At 63.4% G+C, this 16,978-nt stretch carries 13 protein-coding genes and 1 tRNA gene; 3 read left to right on the top strand and 11 right to left on the bottom strand.

Annotation, left to right across the window (positions count from 1 at the left end; translation table 11 throughout):
* Window positions 1-83: 83 nt before the first annotated feature.
* The 7 genes from BUS42_RS00650 to BUS42_RS00620 all read right to left on the bottom strand — a co-directional run bounded on the left by BUS42_RS00650 (window position 84) and on the right by BUS42_RS00620 (window position 6,276).
* Window positions 84-157 (bottom strand) — tRNA-Arg (locus tag BUS42_RS00650).
* Between the two features lie 150 nt (window positions 158-307).
* Entirely contained in the window at window positions 308-1,615 is a 1,308-nt protein-coding gene (locus BUS42_RS00645; protein WP_074304473.1) for an efflux RND transporter periplasmic adaptor subunit, read from the bottom strand.
* Window positions 1,616-1,650: 35 nt separating this feature from the next.
* Window positions 1,651-2,385 carry a hypothetical protein gene (locus tag BUS42_RS00640; RefSeq protein WP_254053715.1) on the bottom strand — a complete coding sequence of 245 codons (735 nt, stop codon included), beginning with the start codon at window positions 2,383-2,385 and terminating at the stop codon, window positions 1,651-1,653.
* 247 nt (window positions 2,386-2,632) lie between these two features.
* Window positions 2,633-3,568: an NAD-dependent epimerase/dehydratase family protein gene (locus BUS42_RS00635; RefSeq protein ID WP_254053223.1), complete on the bottom strand. Its 936-nt coding sequence runs from the start codon at window positions 3,566-3,568 to the stop codon at window positions 2,633-2,635.
* Window positions 3,565-4,620, bottom strand: coding sequence for an N-acetylmuramoyl-L-alanine amidase (locus BUS42_RS00630; RefSeq protein ID WP_074310548.1), 1,056 nt, complete (start codon window positions 4,618-4,620; stop codon window positions 3,565-3,567). Before BUS42_RS00630 ends, BUS42_RS00635 begins: the two co-directional genes overlap by 4 nt.
* Window positions 4,621-4,781: 161 nt before the next feature.
* Entirely contained in the window at window positions 4,782-5,732 is a 951-nt protein-coding gene (locus BUS42_RS00625) for an SDR family oxidoreductase (protein WP_074304471.1), read from the bottom strand.
* Between the two features lies 1 nt (window position 5,733).
* Window positions 5,734-6,276 carry an inorganic diphosphatase gene (locus BUS42_RS00620; RefSeq protein ID WP_074304469.1) on the bottom strand — a complete coding sequence of 181 codons (543 nt, stop codon included), beginning with the start codon at window positions 6,274-6,276 and terminating at the stop codon, window positions 5,734-5,736.
* Window positions 6,277-6,687: 411 nt separating this feature from the next.
* Here BUS42_RS00620 and BUS42_RS00615 point away from each other — a divergent pair, with 411 nt between their 5' ends.
* The 3 genes from BUS42_RS00615 to BUS42_RS00600 all read left to right on the top strand — a co-directional run bounded on the left by BUS42_RS00615 (window position 6,688) and on the right by BUS42_RS00600 (window position 10,297).
* Window positions 6,688-8,280: a hypothetical protein gene (locus BUS42_RS00615; protein ID WP_074304467.1), complete on the top strand. Its 1,593-nt coding sequence runs from the start codon at window positions 6,688-6,690 to the stop codon at window positions 8,278-8,280.
* A 512-nt stretch (window positions 8,281-8,792) separates the two neighbouring features.
* Entirely contained in the window at window positions 8,793-9,023 is a 231-nt protein-coding gene (locus tag BUS42_RS00605; RefSeq protein WP_074304464.1) for an IS5 family transposase, read from the top strand.
* A 38-nt stretch (window positions 9,024-9,061) separates the two neighbouring features.
* Complete coding sequence (locus BUS42_RS00600) at window positions 9,062-10,297, top strand: DUF2268 domain-containing putative Zn-dependent protease (protein WP_159452146.1); 1,236 nt, start codon at window positions 9,062-9,064, stop codon at window positions 10,295-10,297.
* Window positions 10,298-10,478: 181 nt separating this feature from the next.
* Here the strand turns inward: BUS42_RS00600 and BUS42_RS00595 are convergent, their stop codons facing one another.
* The 4 genes from BUS42_RS00595 to BUS42_RS41655 all read right to left on the bottom strand — a co-directional run bounded on the left by BUS42_RS00595 (window position 10,479) and on the right by BUS42_RS41655 (window position 16,967).
* Window positions 10,479-12,212 carry an IS1634 family transposase gene (locus tag BUS42_RS00595; RefSeq protein ID WP_074304462.1) on the bottom strand — a complete coding sequence of 578 codons (1,734 nt, stop codon included), beginning with the start codon at window positions 12,210-12,212 and terminating at the stop codon, window positions 10,479-10,481.
* Window positions 12,213-12,835: 623 nt separating this feature from the next.
* Window positions 12,836-13,849, bottom strand: a complete 1,014-nt coding sequence (locus BUS42_RS00590) for an IS630 family transposase (RefSeq protein WP_074304460.1) — start codon at window positions 13,847-13,849, stop codon at window positions 12,836-12,838.
* Window positions 13,850-13,938: 89 nt separating this feature from the next.
* Complete coding sequence (locus tag BUS42_RS00585; protein ID WP_254053222.1) at window positions 13,939-15,150, bottom strand: glycosyltransferase; 1,212 nt, start codon at window positions 15,148-15,150, stop codon at window positions 13,939-13,941.
* Window positions 15,138-16,967, bottom strand: a complete 1,830-nt coding sequence (locus BUS42_RS41655) for a glycosyltransferase (protein WP_159452144.1) — start codon at window positions 16,965-16,967, stop codon at window positions 15,138-15,140. The genes BUS42_RS00585 and BUS42_RS41655 overlap by 13 nt, the downstream gene beginning before the upstream one ends.
* Between the last annotated feature and the right edge of the window lie 11 nt (window positions 16,968-16,978).

The following is a 16,978-nucleotide window of genomic DNA, read 5'->3' as shown; positions in this document are numbered from 1 at the left end:
TACCGGGTTTGTTGGAGTTTTTGGGCCGCTCCGTCCGCCAGGACAGGTGAGCTAAAGTTAGCACTCGGCGGGATTTAGATCAGTGTGCCCGGCAGGAGTTGAACCTGCAACCTTTGGCTTCGGAGGCCAACGCTCTATCCAATTGAGCTACGGGCACGTCGCACGCACGAATTACACTCGAAGCAGGGCCTCATGTCAAGGGGCAAGCGCGTCTGATTGCCTGATTGCGGTTCGGACCTCTGAGGGTTTCGGTGGTGGAGCGAAGGATTGTTCCCGCGATCGGGCTGGGCATTCGTCCCGCCGAGGCCTATCGCGCGGCCTCGGCCTCGGAGAGGGTTTTGACAGGTTTGACGGGGTCGCCGTCTTTCAATTCGTCCAGGGTGCGGAAGGGGCCGACGACGACTGGCTCGCCCGGCTTCAGGCCGGAGAGGATTTCGACCTTGCGCTCATCGCTCAGGCCGGTTTCGACGGGACGGGCGCGGGCGATCCCTCCTTCGGCGACGAAGACGATCTTGATGTAGCGGAGTTCGGCTTCCTGGGCCTTTTCGCCGGGTGATCGGGCGTTGCGCTCGGCCCAGGCGCGGACGCTTGGGGTGTTGGGTAAATCTTTGCGGCGGCGGTGGACGACGGCCTGGGCGGGCACCCCCAGCGCGGCGGAGGCGCGGCGAACTTCGATCTCGACCGTTGCGGTCATCGCCGGCCGTAACGCGGAGTGTGCGGCGGCGGTGGACCCGTCGAGGCTAACCAGGGTCTCGAAGCTCACGACTTCGTCCTTGGTCTTGCCTTTGGGGGCCACCATGTCGACCGTGCCGGCGACGGGGTGGAGTTGGTCGGCCTGGAGGTAGACCAAAGCCGGCTGGCCGCGGCGGACGAGCGGGACGTCGGTCTCGTCGACATCGGCCCGGACACGCATCCGGTTCATGTCGCTGATGGTCATGAGCACCGAGCCCGGCAGGTTCGTCGTCCCTGCGATCACGACCTCGCCGACGTCGACATTGACCCCGGCCACCACGCCGTCGATCGGTGCCTTGATCGTCGTCCGGTCGAGGTCTTGTTGGCTGGTTCGCCTCATCGCTTCGCTCTCGATCAGCTCGTGACGGCTCATCGCCAGCGCGGCCTGAGATTTGGCGACGGCCGTGCGGGCGTCGGCCAACTCGTTGGGAGCCGTGAAACCGCGGCCCGCGAGCGTGCCCGATTGCTTGGCGTCGCGATTGGCCTTGTCCACGTCCGATCCTGCCTGCTCGATCGCCGAGCGAAGCCGCTCGATTCGCGCCTTGGACGAGTCGAGCCGGGCCTTGGCGTCGGTGTCGTCGAGTTGAACGAGGACATCGTCCGCCTTGACCGAGTCTCCGTCCTTGACCTTCACCGCGACGACTCGCCCCACGAGTTGCGAGGCGATCTCGGCTTCTTCGACGGCCTCGACCTTGCCGGGCGCCGCGACAGTCTGGATGATCGCCCCGCGGGTCGGTGGCTCGACGATGACTTCACGCGCCGGCGGCGAGACCAGCCGCCAGTCGACCTCGAACGCACCGGGATCGCGACGCAGGTTGGCGGCGGCCAACCCCGCCACCAGGATTCCCAGAGCGATTGTGGCTACGACGATTCGAGACATCATGGCTCTCTTTGGTTCGACTTTAGTCGCTACTTCGCTCAACCCGGCGCAATCACCAGTCTCGCCCCGGCCCCGATCACCAGGCCGAAACCGATCCGGATGACCGCCTCGACGAGCCAGAGCATGACGCAGATCAAGACGGCGGCGGTCAGGTTGACCTGCCCCCGTCGCCAGGCGCCGCGCGCCAGGGCCGACCATCCCAAGACCGCGAACAGGTCGAGCTGCCGGAGGGCAAGCCAGGCGGCGGCCGGGTAGACGCCCTGGGGCAAGAGCAGGGTCGGAGAGGTCTCGATGTCTCCTCGCCGCAGCGTCATCATGAGGGCCGCCTGGACCGCCAACCCGAGCACCCAAAACCCTTGCGCGGTCGCACATTCATTCAGGGCCAGTTCATAGCGGACGGGGCGACCCACCAGGGCCGCAACCGAGGCAAAGAGGGTCGCCGCCGCCAGTGCTCTCGCGGCCAAGGCCAGCGGCTCGACCAAAAAATCCCCCAACCAGGCCAGCGTCGTCCAGAACGAGAGCGTGTCGTGTTGCGTCTGGATCGCCCGGCGGATCAGGTCGTCGCTTACCTCGCCGATTCCGCGTGACTCGACGCGTGCCGCCCCCTGCTCGACCCCCTCGGCCAGCGCGCTCGTCCGGAACCCCGCGAGCCAGATGACTCCGTTGAGACCGAGCACCAGCGCAGCCCAGAGTGCCAGGGTCGGGCCGAATCGCGGGCTGTCCGAGGCGGCTCCGGCCCGGTTCGACGCACCCATGCTCACCGCCTCGACCATGGCCAATGCCGAGTCTCCGCGCGACCAATCTTCTCGAGGGAGAAGTCCCCGCGTCGACGCTCGACCTCAATGGGGCCGTCGTCAATACCCATCGACGACGCCGATGGTTTCGGCTTTTTTATGAGGCTTTGCGGTTCCCGAAACGATTCCGGCGCGGCGAGCGATGGATTTCGAGTCTTCGTTATTGTGCACAACGCCCCACGATTTCCACCCATGGCGTGGGGACTCGCGGGGATACGTCCTGGTTTCAACTCTGTGTTGAGGATGTTGCGCCAAGCATTTCGGCGATGGTTCGCTCCAGGAGGGGGCGGCCGCCGAACTGCATCCCCAGGGCCTGCAGTTTGGTCGTGACGATCTGGTTTTTGGGGGCGGAAGGCGTCCCCAGGATCTCGCCATTGGCTCCCGATCGTTCCCGAGCGATCGTGGCCACTTCATGCTCGGAGACGTAGCGGTCGCAGCAGTTGAATGACTGCCCGGTAATGGCCTCAACCTCGGCCGCGAGCAGGATGGCGACGGCCCGGGCGACATCGGCGGCGTGGACTTCCTTGCCGCCGCGACGGCATTCCACGGGCTCGCCTCGCGCCACGGTGGAGACCAGGTCGAACCACTTGCTTTTTTGGGGAGGGTGGGCCAGGCCGTAGATCCCGGTCGGACGTAAGGCGCAGATCGGATAACCGTGGCCCTGGCCGTAGCTGTGGACAAAGGCTTCGAGGGCCGCCTTGTGGGCTCCGTAATGGCTAGCCGGCCAGAGCGGATGAGTTTCGTCGAGTGGTCGATCGCCGAGGATGGTGTCGTAGACCGCGCAGGTTGAGATGAAGACGAACCGTTTGACCCCGGCCGCTCGCGCGGCCTCGATCAGGCGGATCGTCCCCATGAGGTTCGTCTCCAGGAACGGGAGGAGGTCACCCTCGCCCCCCATGAAGCCGCCTGAGGGATGGTAGAGCGCGGAGTGCACCACGGCATCGCACCCTTCGACCAGCGCATCCGAGGCGTGATCGTCGCCCAGTTCGCCCGGCACCCAGGTCAGCGAACCCTGGAAGGGCTCCAACCCCTCGTGTTGACTCGTGGGGCGGTGCCAGCAGCGGAGGCGATGCCCCGCCGTGGCCAGGTTCGCAACCAGGTAGCGGCCGAGGAACCCCGTGGCACCGGTCAGACCGATCCGCATGGTCGTGCCTTTCTTCATTTCGCCATCAGCGCCCGGGCGCCGTCGATGACCTTGTCCCACTGGAACGCGGGCCCCGGGTCGGTCTTGTTGGTCTGGATGTGATAGTGGCCCAGGACCCCCTGGAACTGATCGTACTTCGCGTCGGGCAGCACCTGCGTCAGGAGGGCCCCGGCGGGGTCACGAGGGTAGTCGCACTTGATCTTGGGGAAGACCGTGCAGAGGGTGGCGGTCAACTTGGTCAGGGAGTCGTACTGCTCGGGAGTCAGGTCGTACTGCTGGAGTTTTTGGCCGTGGATCGTCCCGACGACCGGCTCGGGCCGGCTCGGTCGAGGCACCCAGGTTGGGTCCTCGCCCCGCTTGCGTTCCGCTTTCAGCTCGCCCTCAGGCAGGAGGATCTGGACCTGGCCGTTCGGGTCGCGGCGATACCAGCGGTCGAAGGTGTCGGTGCCGCCAATCGGGTAGGCGCCCATATTGGCGATCTCGATCCCGATGGAGCGGCCGTTCGCCTTGGTGGCGTGCCAGGCGCCTTCCTTCAGGTCAAGGGTCTGGTAGATCGTGCCGTCGAGGTCGAGCATGAACTGGACGCTCAGGCCTCGGCTGTCGTGGAGAACCTGGAAGCAGCGTCGGCTCGTCCCCGCGACGTCGTAATGGATCACGAACTGATCGACGACATTCTGAAGCATCGGCAGGTCCCAGCCACCACCGCGCACCTGTTCGCTCTGCTCCGGCGTGAGCGGCACCTTGCGCACCCCGAAGCCAATGGTGACTTCGTTCCGTTCCTTGACCTTGGCCTTCTCCCGGACATCCGTGAGCGGTCCAAATCGGCGGTCGACGCGATAGGCGTCGTATCCGCCCGGATCGGTCCAGAGAACCACCGGCGCGGTGGTGTGGAACAGTTGGCCGCAGACGACGATCTCGTCTCCCCGGCGCGGCAGCTTCTCGCCGGCCTTCGGCTCGGCGGCGGGAGCGGAAGCCGAAGCCCCGAACCCGAGCAGCAGAAGCAGGCCGGTTCCTCGCAGGGCTCGACGGCCGATCGCCGCATTACGAAGGCGCAACAGAACATTGGTCATGGTGTTCGTCATCTTGATGGAGTATGAAAAACAGCAGGTCAAGATCCGGCCGGGAGGCCGCTCATCACTTTGCCACGACGGGGAGAGAGGCCGTGGAGGGAGACGCGTGGGCGTCGTCTCTTAATTCAATCATGGCCAACCCACCTCCAAAAGGCCAGACCTCACGCGTCTAAGTTCGGCGTGAGCGGCCGGACCCATCCGCCGGGCTCGTTGAGCCTGATCTGGAAGTCGCGAAGGCATTCTGACAAGGGGCGCATCAGTCCGGGGAGCCAGGCGTCCAACCGGGGGATCAGCAACCCGCTGTTCAGGGGACGGGGTGCTCCCTGGGCGAGTTCGGCGGTCGTCCTGGCCTGGATCAGTTCCGCGTCTAGCCCGAAGGCTCTGGCCAGGGTCTTGGCGAAAGTGACCCGGTCGATGAGGTCGGGACCGGCCACATGGACGAGGCCCGATCGACCTTGCTCGATCAGTCTGACCACCGCTTGCGCGACGTCCGGTCCGTAGCTTGGGGTTGAGACCTGGTCCGAAGGGCTGGGGAGCGAACGTCCTTCACGCAACGCCTTGACAAGCTGGTAGGCGAAATTCTTCCCTTGGCGTTCGGGGCCATAGACCCAGGTGGTTCGCGCGACCAAGAGCCGTTCGCCCAGCGTGTCGGCGAGGGCCTGTTCGGCTTCGAGCTTGGCCTGGCCGTAGACGGAAAGGGGGCGAGGTTCGCTCGCTTCGTCGTACGGACCGTTCCGGCCGTCAAAGACGTAGTCGGTGGAGAAGTAGACGAAGCGAGCCCCGATCGTGGCGGCCGCTCGGGCCAGGTTCAGGGGCTGCTCGACGTTGGCGGCCCGCGCTTTTCCTGGGTCTCGTTCACAGCCGTCGACCCAGGTGAACCCGGCCGGATAAAAGACCACGTCGGCCTTCTGGTCGCGCACCCAGTCGGCCGCGGCCGTTTGGTTGGCGGCGTCGAGCGGAACCAGGCCGGGGAAAGCCGTGGTGGCGAAGGTGCCGCTCGCGTCGTGCCCTCGCTCGGCGAGCACGCGGAGCAGCCAGCCGCCCAGTTGTCCCGAGCCGCCGATCACGACCGCACGCATCCGGACGGCGGCGGCCGTCGATCGGTGGCTCATTTCAATGGAACCCCTTGCGGCGGACGGTGCTGTAGCGTTGAAGCGACTCCTCGATGATCGGCAGGGCGAGCTCGGCCGACTGGATCTCGTCGACCGCGACGTCCTTCCCCTCGAGTTGCTTGTAGTCCTGGAAGAAGCGGCGGAGCATGGTGAGCCGGTGGGGAGGAAGATCCAGGGCGTCGTGGAAGCTGTTGAATTCCGGGTCGCCCACCGCGACCGCGAGGATTTTGTGGTCGCGCTTGCCGCAGTCGATCATGGTCATCAGACCGATCGCCCGCGCGGTGACCAGGGTCATCGGCGCCACGGCCTCCTGGCAGAGCACCAGGACGTCGAGCGGGTCCTCGTCCTCGGCGTATGTCTGGGGAATAAACCCGTAGTTGGCAGGGTAATAGACGGCCGAATAGAGCACCCGGTCGAGCCGAAGCAGGCCCGTGCGCTTATCCAACTCGTATTTGACGCTCGATCCCATCGGGATCTCGACGAGAGCGTTGAACTCCCTGGGCAGGTGTTCGCCCGGGGTTACGTCGTGCCAGGGATGAAGCATGAGACCCTAATCGTTTCGAGGTAATGCCTTCGCGATCCAGAATCCAAGGCCCCCATCATACCAGACCGCCCCCGCGACGGCCAACGATCGATCTCGTCGCCTGCCTCTCGACCTCTTCTCCATCACGCGTGCCCTCGATTGGCCTGAAGGCTTCATCCCGGAGCGTTTGAGTCTTACCAACGTCTTGAACCGCCCCCCGCGGACCACGGTCGCGCGCTGAGCGTCGACTTGCGACTCTTCCTGAATTAACGATTCTTTACAGGGTGAGACCGCGAAAATGCCAATCTCTTATCACCATGAGCCTGCCTCAATGAGCCAACACCGGGTGCCCAGCTGGGGACTCGGGGCGAACCCTGGAAGGATGCCAGCGCCCCCGCGGTTTTCTTGCCTGAAATTCAAGGAATTCGAAACATGGACTCGATTCTCCGTCGCCTCATCGCCAGTTGGATCAAGAGCCAGGAACTCGCCCCTCGTCGTGCTCCCACCGCGGCCGTGCGCTGCGAGTCGCTCGAAGGTCGTCAACTTCTCTCCACGACCGGCCTGCTCCGGGGCCACATGGGGATGCCGTCCTCACCGACCACTCAGCGTGTCCAGCTTTCCACCAGGGGCACGATGGGCGGGCAGAATGCCGGAGGATTCGGGAGCGGAGCGGCCGAAACCTCCTCGTACACACAAGCAAGGCCGTTTGGGAACTTCAGCGGGCATGGCAATGCGATGAGCGGCGGGGCGGGCCGCGTCGGGTTCGCCATGCGGCATGGCCAGGTGGCTCGTGCGGGCTCGCAGAGCCTCCCGACAACGCCACCGACGGCTCCTCCCACGACTCAAGCCGTCAACGCGGTCGTTGCCACGAACACCGACACGACCACCGCGGCCGTACCAACCGACACACCGACGCAAGCCGCGGTCACCACGACGCTCCAGGCCGCCCCGACCAATACTCCCGTGACGACGACCCAGTTCAACGGGGGAGCCCCAGCCGTGGGAGCGGGCACATTCAATGCAATGCCGAGCGGGCCGATGGGAGGCTGGTTCGGTGGCAATGCCGAAAACCGCCAGCCGGTGAACTCCAGTGTGGCGTCCGGCCAGCAGACCAACGGGTCGGGAACCACGAGCAGCAGCACGTCGGGACCCAGCGATGCCTTGAAGAGTGATTTCGAGAAACTCCAGACCGATCTCCAGGCCATTCACGACAAGTCGGAAGTGACGCCGAAGCTTCTGGCCGCCGTCCGCAATGACTTCGACGCCATCCAGAAGGCGTCCACGACCGATCCCGATCAGGATGCGGTGAAAGCGCTGGCCGCGACCGTCGATTCGATCGCGGGTCAAATCCCCACGGCCGACCAACAGACTCAGCTCGTGGCGGATTTCACGGCCGTTCTCAAGAGCCAGGGCATCACCGACCAAACGCTGATCGATACGGCTGTCGCCGACATTCAGGCCGTGGTCGCGGCCTCGCACGTCACGGCCGACGACCTGACGACCATCGCGGCCGATCGGAAGGCGATCAAGACCGAGATGGACGCCAATGCCAATCCCGATGCGCCGCCGTCCGCGACGCCGACCACGGGCGACGCGGTCGGGAGCCTGATGAGCGGGCTGACCGGAGGATTCGAGTCGGGAATCCCGATGGCCGGCGCGTTTGACGGTGGTGCGCCGGGCGGTCCGTATAGCGTGTCCCCGATCGCCTTCTCGTCGGCTGGCGGCGTCATGATGGGTGGCGGAGGCCAGTTCAACGGTTCGCCGATCACCGTTTCACCGAGCGGCGGTGGGATGACCGGCCCGATTCACATCGCGCAGGGTAGCGTCATGATGGATGGCGGTGACCAGTTCGGTCCGTTCAGCGTCACCTCCGCCAACGGCGTCGGTACGAGTGGCCAGTTCCGCGGATCCCGGACCGACGTCTCCTTCGCCGGTGGCGCGCCGGGTGGTCAGTTCGGCCAGTACAATGTTTCGCCCAACGGTGGTGGGCCAGGTGGCCAGTTCGGCGGCCGATGGGGTCGTTGATCCGAGCGGGAGAAAGGCTTGAACCCGGCCCGAGATCACCCCTCGGGCCTGGGGCCTCCTCCGGTTGAGCCTTGCGGACCTTCGAGCGGGCGTCGAGGGTGGGGTGAGGAGCGTCAGTCCTTGGGGCCAGGACTCGACGCTCCCCTTTTTTTTCCTAACAAGGGCGAGGCGGGCTCCATGGCCGGTCCGCCGAGGACGTTCCGCGTCGCCGGGGGTAAGGAGTTCGACTCGGAATCGATTACCAAGCTGGTAAGGCCGCTACGGCTTACGTCGAGTGAGTTCTGGCGAAACCAAGTCGGGTCGTCGATAATCACGCTTTGACTGGGCTAGGTTCTGTCCATGCCGCGCGTTCCATTCGACGTCGAGGTAACGATGTCAAGACTTCCACCCGGGACGTGCTTCGGGCATGGCCTACGACTAGTCTCTGTCGGGAAAACCGCCAACGCCTCGTGACGATTGACCTGCCTCCCAGATTTGTGCACATGCGTTCACATCAACGAGGCAGCGGCAAAATGGTGCGGCACCGACTCACGGATCAACAATGGGAGTTGGTCCAGGACCTCTTCCTCCCACCCGCCCGCACGGGCCGTCCCAGGCGAGATCGACGCGAGATCCTCGACGCCGTCTCCTGGATCCTCCGGACCGGTGCACCTTGGCGCGACCTGCCCATCGATCCCGGCGGGCCGAGCGTGGTCGAGCGAATGCTTTATTTGAACGGGCAACTGACCGACTTCATCCATTGAGGTGCCTTATGGTAGCGAGCATTCTGTTGGCGAGCTTGTTGGTCCAGGCGTCCGGTCCCGATGCGTCTGCCAAATTGCCTGACTTTAAGAAGGTGTTTGCGGACATCGAACGTTTTACCGAGGCAAAGCGATTTGTCGAACTGGCCCAACTGTATGCGGACAGCAACGAACAGCTGCGCTCGCCGTTGGTCGCGATCAACGAGGCGGTTGCATGGGCTGATGCTGGCCGATCCGCTCAAGCCATTCAGGCATTGGAACACTCGATCGAGTACGGGATCCGCAATCCCAACGTGGTCACCAAGTACAAAAGCCTTGGTCGTTTGAAATCCGACCCTGCATGGCCTCGTGTCGAATCGCAGCTTGCTCAGTTGCGACGCCAACTGAGCAGCGTTGACGGCTTTGAAGTGCATACGGACGATGCAGAGGCATTTTGGAAGGCCTTTGACCTCGCTCGCGCGGAGCCGGCTCGGGCCGAGGAGTTCTTCTCGAAGATGATTCTGGACGGGTCGCCCGCTCTGCGGGATTATTATGCGAATCGCTACTTCGGGGTTGATGACCTGGTCAAGGCGGCCATTCAAACGTATCCCAAGTATTATCAGTATCTGCGCAACCATTTTCAGCCCGAGCAATTGGGGGCGATCCGAAAACAAGTGGCTGCTAACATGAGGACGTTAACAATCGTTTATCCGGAAGCCATTTTTCCTCACGGCTACCTGGTGATTGGGACCCTCAACTCGGCCGGCTCGGCGACTGACCTGGGCGTCTTCATTGGGCTCGACCGGCACGGACGAGGCGAAGGAATGCCCACGGACGAAATGAGCGAGAGCCTTAAGAAGTCCATTGGAGACCCCCGCTTCATCTCAGGGACGATGACCCACGAGCTCATGCATTTCCAGCAGAATTACCGCGATCCGCGGGAAGGGGGCGTTCTGCGTGCCGTGATTGAAGAAGGTGTCTGCGACTTTCTCACCGACCTGGTGACAGGAAAGCCATCGGAGGGGATTCGCCAACGCTATTTGAAGGAGCACGAGGCCGAGATTCTTGAAGACTTTCGAAAGGAGATGAACGGCACCGACCTCTCGAAGTGGATGTACAACGGAAGCGTCGGAGGACGTCCCGCCGACCTCGGCTATACGCTGGGTTCAGAGATTTGCAGGTCGTATTATGAGCTCGCCGCTGACAAGAAAAAAGCCCTCTACGACCTGCTGAATACAGGGGATTTCGTCAGCCTCGTTCGGAACAGCAAGTACAAGACAACGATCGAATCCAAATAAACGGATTTAGTCAAAGTCTCAGTTTCCTCGACTCTGCGAAATCAGAGACCAACTCGAAGTAGGGTCCGACAACCATTGGAACAGAAAGTCGGCCCCCTACTAAACTGGAGTTCCGGGAAGGCAAAACGGGAATACCCTTGAAAATTAAGGACTTACGTCATTTTCGAGTCCCCGTTTCTGGCTACACTTCAATCAACCGTAGCGCTTCTGCCTGCAGCGCATCCGCCTCCGTTACCTGGCGAAAGCTCGCCTGGCTGGGGGCGCCCGTTACCACGCACGTGTTCCGGCACCGCGTCCCCAAATGGGCCAGCAACGTCCGAAAACTCTGGACCGGCAGGCCCTCCGAGGTGGCGTGCGTCCACTTCTTCCGTTTCGCCGACTCCGAGGCACGGGCCGGCGCCACCGGATCACGCCGCGGGCGGTCCACCGCCAACTCTTCGTCCTCGAACAACAGCGGCTCCCACGCCCGGCGCAGGTGCCACTCCACGTAGTAGGCCAGCAAGCACAGGAGGATGTGCGCCCGCACCCGGTCGGCCACGCGGTGGTGGATCGGGCGGACCAGGAGGTCGATCCCCTTGAGGCAGCGGAACGCCTGCTCCACCAACGTCAGTCGCTTGTATGACCGCACCCCGTCGGCGGCCGTCAACCGCTCCGCCGGCTCGCTGGTTCGGATCACATAGATCCCATCCAATTGTTCTTCGTTCTGGATCTCCGTTTCCATGCGACTCCATTCCAGATGACCATCAATTATTGTCATTTTAAAATGTTTTGCCATTTTGTAATGATTGATAATTTTCCCCACCCGCACGCCGATCGCGGCCGCCGTCTCGGGTCGGGCCGTCGGCCGCCTCACGCTCGCGGCCAGCTCCTCCAGTTCGGCCTGCGTGGCCGCCATCAAGGCTTCACGTTTCTGGCGGCGCTGCACGGCCAATTGGGGGTTGTAGCAGGCGACCAGTCGTTCCCCGGGGAATTCCGGCGAGCTGATCTCCGCCAGCCGTTCGGCCTCCAGGTCCGGCCGGATCAGGTGGCCCTCGGCCAACGGGCGGCGGATCGCACCGCTGCGCAGCGCCGAGATCCAGCCCAGGGCCGGGTATTTCTTGAGCACATCAATCTGAGTTTGCGTGAGCATACCACGATCGCCGACCAGCACGACCCGCGACAGGCCGAACCGCTTCGTGAGCGTCTCGATCTGGTCGGGTACGGTCGTGGGGTCGCCGGTGTTGCCGGGGTACACCTGGACGGCGACCGGCCGGCCGTCGACATCGGTCAGAACGCCGTAGACGATGATCGGGCAGCCGTTCTTGCCGTCGCGGTTGTGGCCGAACCGGGCCAGCGGGCAGGTCTTCCCTTCATAGTAACTGCTGGTGACATCGTAGAGCACCGTCGCCCCTTCACTGAGGTGGCGCCGGGCCAGCTTCTTCTCGATCGCCCCCTGTCGGGTCAGCAACCAGTCCATGGCGTCGTACAGCTGATCCTCGTTGGCGTCGCCGACGTCCCACTCCTCGGCCAAGGTGGTGTCGTGCCAGTGCCGGGTGTTGGCCAGCTTGGAGCTGGGGAAGAGGAGCCGTTCGGCGATCATGGCGATCACCAGGTCGCGTTGTCGCGAGGGTTCGGAAGCGATGAGCTCCTCCACTCCCAGCTTGCGGATCATGTTCAGGACCGCTTCGACGTGACCGTGCGGGAGCGAGCGTGTGATCCGGAAGGTTTCGGCGGCGGGGACGAAGGTCTCGCCCTTGAGGGAGCGTCTGATCAGGTCGATGAGGTGATCGGGGAGATGGGAGAGGTTGCCGAGGGTCTCATGAGTGACGGTGGTTCCCTTGCGAATGGACCGTCGGAGCAAATGGGTGACGTAGGTCTTTCCCTTGTAGACCCGCTTGGTCGTGGCCACGTGGACGGCACCATTCCGTGTGGGCATCCTGTCATTTTCAGGAATTCGCCGAATTTGTCAAGCAGTCCCGAAATTTTTAGTGGCTACATTTTTAGGCCAAAATCGAGGGCAACTCCTTGCGGCCCGTGAAGTTACGGTAAAACAAGGCCCGGAACTCCGGACTAAAAGTGCTCCACGCCGAGGGGCACGTGATATCTCTTGATCGGCCTGACACGATTGAACGAATCCCGCCATCGCCGAACGGCACTCGCCTTGATTGGGGTCAGATCGAGATCCGTTCCACGATGTTCCGCGTGACCTTCCGCCTCCGCCGGTCGTAGATCCGCGTGGTTGTTGCGGTGGCGTAGGTCCCACCTCAGTGTGGGAATTGGTTCCCCGTCCGGACATCCATGCCCAAACGGGGAACCAATTCGCGTCTTATTGAGCTAAATGGCTCCTCGCAACAGGGAAAGCAGCGGGGTGACGAAATTTCGTCACTTGCCGTAAGAGACTGAAACGTAGGACTTTCCCAATTGCGAGGAGCTATTTAGATGCGAGCGTAAACAGTCGTGTTGGCCATGTCAACACGTACGGTAAACCCGATAGGATCCTGTGGGATCCCAGGCCGCACAGCGATCAACTTACTGAGCGTTGCAGAAAGAACTAAACCATCAGATTGGTAGACCAGCCCCTTCGACGAACGAGGGTGCGAGTCGCGGCTTCTGACGCAGGCGACCGAGAGCCAAATGGAACTCCAGTTGCAACTGATCCAGGTCCAGGCACGTCAGGTTCCGCAATTCGACCTCCTTGAGGTGGCGCCACAGCCACTCGACGGGATTCAGGTCTGGTGCATACGCCGGCAATCGCTCCACGCGGACGGCCCCCTTCGTCTCGGCCACGAACTCGCTGACCTCGGCCCGCCGGTGGATCGGCGAACCATCCCAGATCACCAGCAGCCGAGCCCCGGCCAGGCGGCCCAGGTGAAGGAGGAACTCTATCGTGTGCAGGCCATTCAACGACTTCGGCCGTACCAGCGTGTAGACCTTGCCCATCGGGGTCAGGCCGCCCATGACCGAGAGATGATCTCGCGTCTGCCACTCGCTGAGCACGGGGGTTCGGGCCCGGGGCGAGTAGGTCTTGACCACCCCCGGGAGCAGGTAGAATCCCGATTCATCCACGAAAACAAGCTCCCGACGCTCGCGGCGGGCCTGTCGCTTCAGGTCGGGCCACGACTCGGCGCGCCACCGCGTGATCGCCTCCTCGTCCCTCTGGATCGCGCGGGTGATCGGGACCTGGGGCGTCCAATCGAGGGACTTCAGGAGCCGCGAGACCTGGCTCTTGCTGTACGAGACATCGAATTCCTCGCGGATCACTCCGGCGACCCGTCCACAGGTCCAGACTTCGCCTCGGAAGCCGTACGCCTCGGGCCCATGCCAGAGGAAATCCGGGATCAGACGGACCTGCTCGGGGGTCAACTTGGGAGTTACACCACATCGATCCATGTGGGAGACGAGAGCTTCGGGGCCGGCGTCTCTGGCGGTCGTCAACCACTGGCTGACGCCCCCTTTGGAGACACCGAGGGCGGCGGCGATGTCACGCTGAATCCATCCTTGTCGGTATAGTTCCAGCGCTCTCATTCGCCGCCATTCCCTCCAGTTTCCTGATGAAGAAGATGAACGGCCCATACCAGCATTCTACAGGCCGACCGGTTTAGTTCTTTCTGCAACGCTCAGTAATGGTAGGTGAATGAGTAAATTCAGGAATCGTGAAGTTATTAATCGCGGCGCCCATGGGCGGTGAAGAATGACAGATATTGATCGGCCACGAAATCGGGATCCCAGCGCCGGGATTCCAGCCTAGCCCGTTCCTGGTGGGCAGTCTCCCAGGACGGGTCGTCCCACAGTCGTTCGATTGTGGCCACCCACGGGGCCACTTCGTGGGCCGTTGGCGGTTCGACCGAGTTGGGGGTGCACCGATCGGGGGGTGTAAAGACAAAGCCGGCATCGCCCAAGGTTTCAGGGAGGGCACCGCGGTCGCTGGCGAGAACAGGAATCCCGTTCGCGAGTCCCTCGGCGGCGACCCGGCCGAAGGTCTCGCGGACCAACGAGGGCACGAGTAGCACTCGGGTCAGGCGGTAGATCGCGCGCGGATTCGGGAGATTCGGCAGTCGATTCAGATTTCTCAGCTCGGACAGGTCGAGGCGTACCGTCGTCAGAGCATCGGCCGCTCCGCGTCCCTCGACGATCAGCAGCGGGATTTCGGGACGACGATGATGAAGTTCAAAGGCGATCCGCGCGACAACGGCAGCTCCCTTGGAGAGCTGGGGATTGATGAACGTCACATACCGGGGATCGCGTACGGGGGCGACCATTCGCTCGGGGATGAGTGGCGATGGGATCACCGTACTTTCGAGGGAAAGCTTTTGCAAGTAATGGCGACGGCAGTATTCCGAGGGGACGAGGACGGCCGTGGCGTGCTCAAATGTACTTCGACTGGGGTAGGCCAGGTTGTGCAAGTGAAAGACCACGGACACATCGCGTTCTCGCGCCAGTTTCATCAACGCGAGGTTGGCGGGATGACCGCCGTAGGTGAGCAACACCTGAGGCCGGAACTCATCGATCAATCTTGCCGTCCGGCCCAGAAAATCCTTTATTTCCACGGGATCATCGAAACGCTCCGCCCGACTCGAAGCGGTCGGCACCAGGGTAACGCCGACCCCGCCCAGGTCGAACTCGAGGGCGTCGGCCGAATCGATCCCAGCCATCAGTGCCGCTTTGCGGATGGGAACACCGAGCGGCTTGAGGATTTCCTCGGCCGACGTCTCGCGTTCGTAGGACAAGAGCCCGGGGGTGATCGCGCGGCATTCCACCCCACGCGCGGCCATGAGTTCGAGGACGTCACGACTGGCCCAGGCGGCGCCGCTGGACGGGTCGACATAGCCGTGAATCGAGGCGAACAGAAGTCGTTTCAAGCTCACGAGGGCCATTCCCCGGCATGGACCAGCGGTTGTCCCAGCCGTCCCAATGCTTGGCGAGCCCGCGCGTCGTCAGGACGTTCGGCCAGCACCGCCGACCAGTGCAAGGCGGCGGCCGCACGATCACCTTGCTCTTCGCAAAGCATGGCGAGATTTTGCTGGGTCACATGACCGAAGATCCCTTGATCGACGCTGGCGAATCGCTCGGGCCGTTGCAACGTCAGGATCCGCCGCCAGCACAGGCCGGCCCGTTCCGGTTCGCCGCGGAGCCGATGGGCAACCCCCTTGCGAAAGAGGAGCTCGGCGTCATCGGGGAGGGTCGCCAGACCGACATCACAAGCAGCCAGGGCCGAGTCCAGGTCACCCGCTTGTTGGTAGGCACGGGCCATCAACGCATGCAGCTTGCAGGTAATCGAGTCACCGGGGGCCGACCCGACCAGACTTCGCTGGAGGTAACCCACGGCCGTGATCGGATCGCCCGACTCCAGGGAAATCTGGCCGAGGTTGAACAGGACGAAGGGGTCGTCGGGGTGCTCGGCCAACTCCAATCTGAGGATCGCATCATCCCTTTGTAACTTGCTCTGACGGAGCTCGGGATCATTATAGCCGACATGGCGGATGACCGCATCGGTCCAATCGACGTGGATCTTGGCCTGGCGCAACGCAGGCAAGATCTGTTCGTGGACACGGTACGTCCAGCGGACATCCTCACGCAACGGGAAGAGCCGGACATGATCCACGACGGTGGCGCCGCCTCCCGAAGGATCGGCGTCGCAGGCGCAACGGATGACAAAGGCGGCATCCTTCGAGCGGAGCCCGTCGAACAAGGTGCGGAGCCGCTCGCGATGGGGCGACTCGATCCGGTCGTCGGCATCGAGCCAGAACGCATAGTCGCCGGTCGCACGGGCGAGGGCGGCGTTCCGGGCCGCGGCGAAGTCGTCGACCCAGGGAAATTCGAAAACTCGAGCCCCGAACGAGCGTGCGATCTCGATGGTCCGGTCGGTCGATCCGGTGTCGACGATCACGATTTCGTCGAAGAGGCCGGCGGCGGAAGTGAGGCAGGCAGGCAGGTTTGCCTCCTCGTTTCGGACGATCATCGTCAGGCTGACACGACATGGTCGCACGAAGCCCGCGAGCCCGGTTGAGGGAGTTGAAGGCGAGGATCGCTGAAATCGGTGAACATACAGATCATTGGCAATAGCAAGCTGGAATCCGGCCTGACGGATCCGCGCCGAAAGGCGATCAGATCTCAGGTCGGCTGAACGCAGGGCAGAACCGGCGGAGATCGCTTCGAGGATGCCCCGCTTGAGGAGCAGGCAAGGGCCGCCCAGCGTCTCCGACGTCAGCCAGCGTCCGAGTCGCGCCGCACGCCAGCGGGCGGCGAACGCATCGACGTTCTCAGCCGCCGGTGCTCCATCGGCCGCTTGGAGCGGAGGTGCGACATTGCTCATCGGCGCGACCATGCCAATGGTGGGATCGGCGTTGGCGAGTGCCGTCAACTGATCGTGCCAGCCGTCGGTCACGATCGTCGTCGGTCCGAGCAAGGCAACAAACTCGCGGCGAGCTTCGCGTAACCCGCATCGCCAGGCGTCTCGAACGCGCTTGAGATCGCGAACGACGACGACCTGCACACGCGCCGGCTCGGCATCGCGAATCCCCGCCAGGTAGGCCGCGAGAGTTCCGGACCTCGTGTTGGTGACCAGCACGAGCTGGGTCGAGGCATCCGTATGCCGGAGCAAGGGCACGAGACATCGTCGCGCGGCTCGCCAGCCCCGAAGGCAAGGAACGATCACGGAGGTGGTGCCCTGCCCTCGTGGCACGGTCAACATCGGGTCGTCTC

The sequence above is a fragment of the Singulisphaera sp. GP187 genome, assembly GCF_900129635.1.
Taxonomy (GTDB): Bacteria; Planctomycetota; Planctomycetia; order Isosphaerales; family Isosphaeraceae; genus Singulisphaera.
This window is presented reverse-complemented; position numbering and strand designations above follow the sequence as displayed.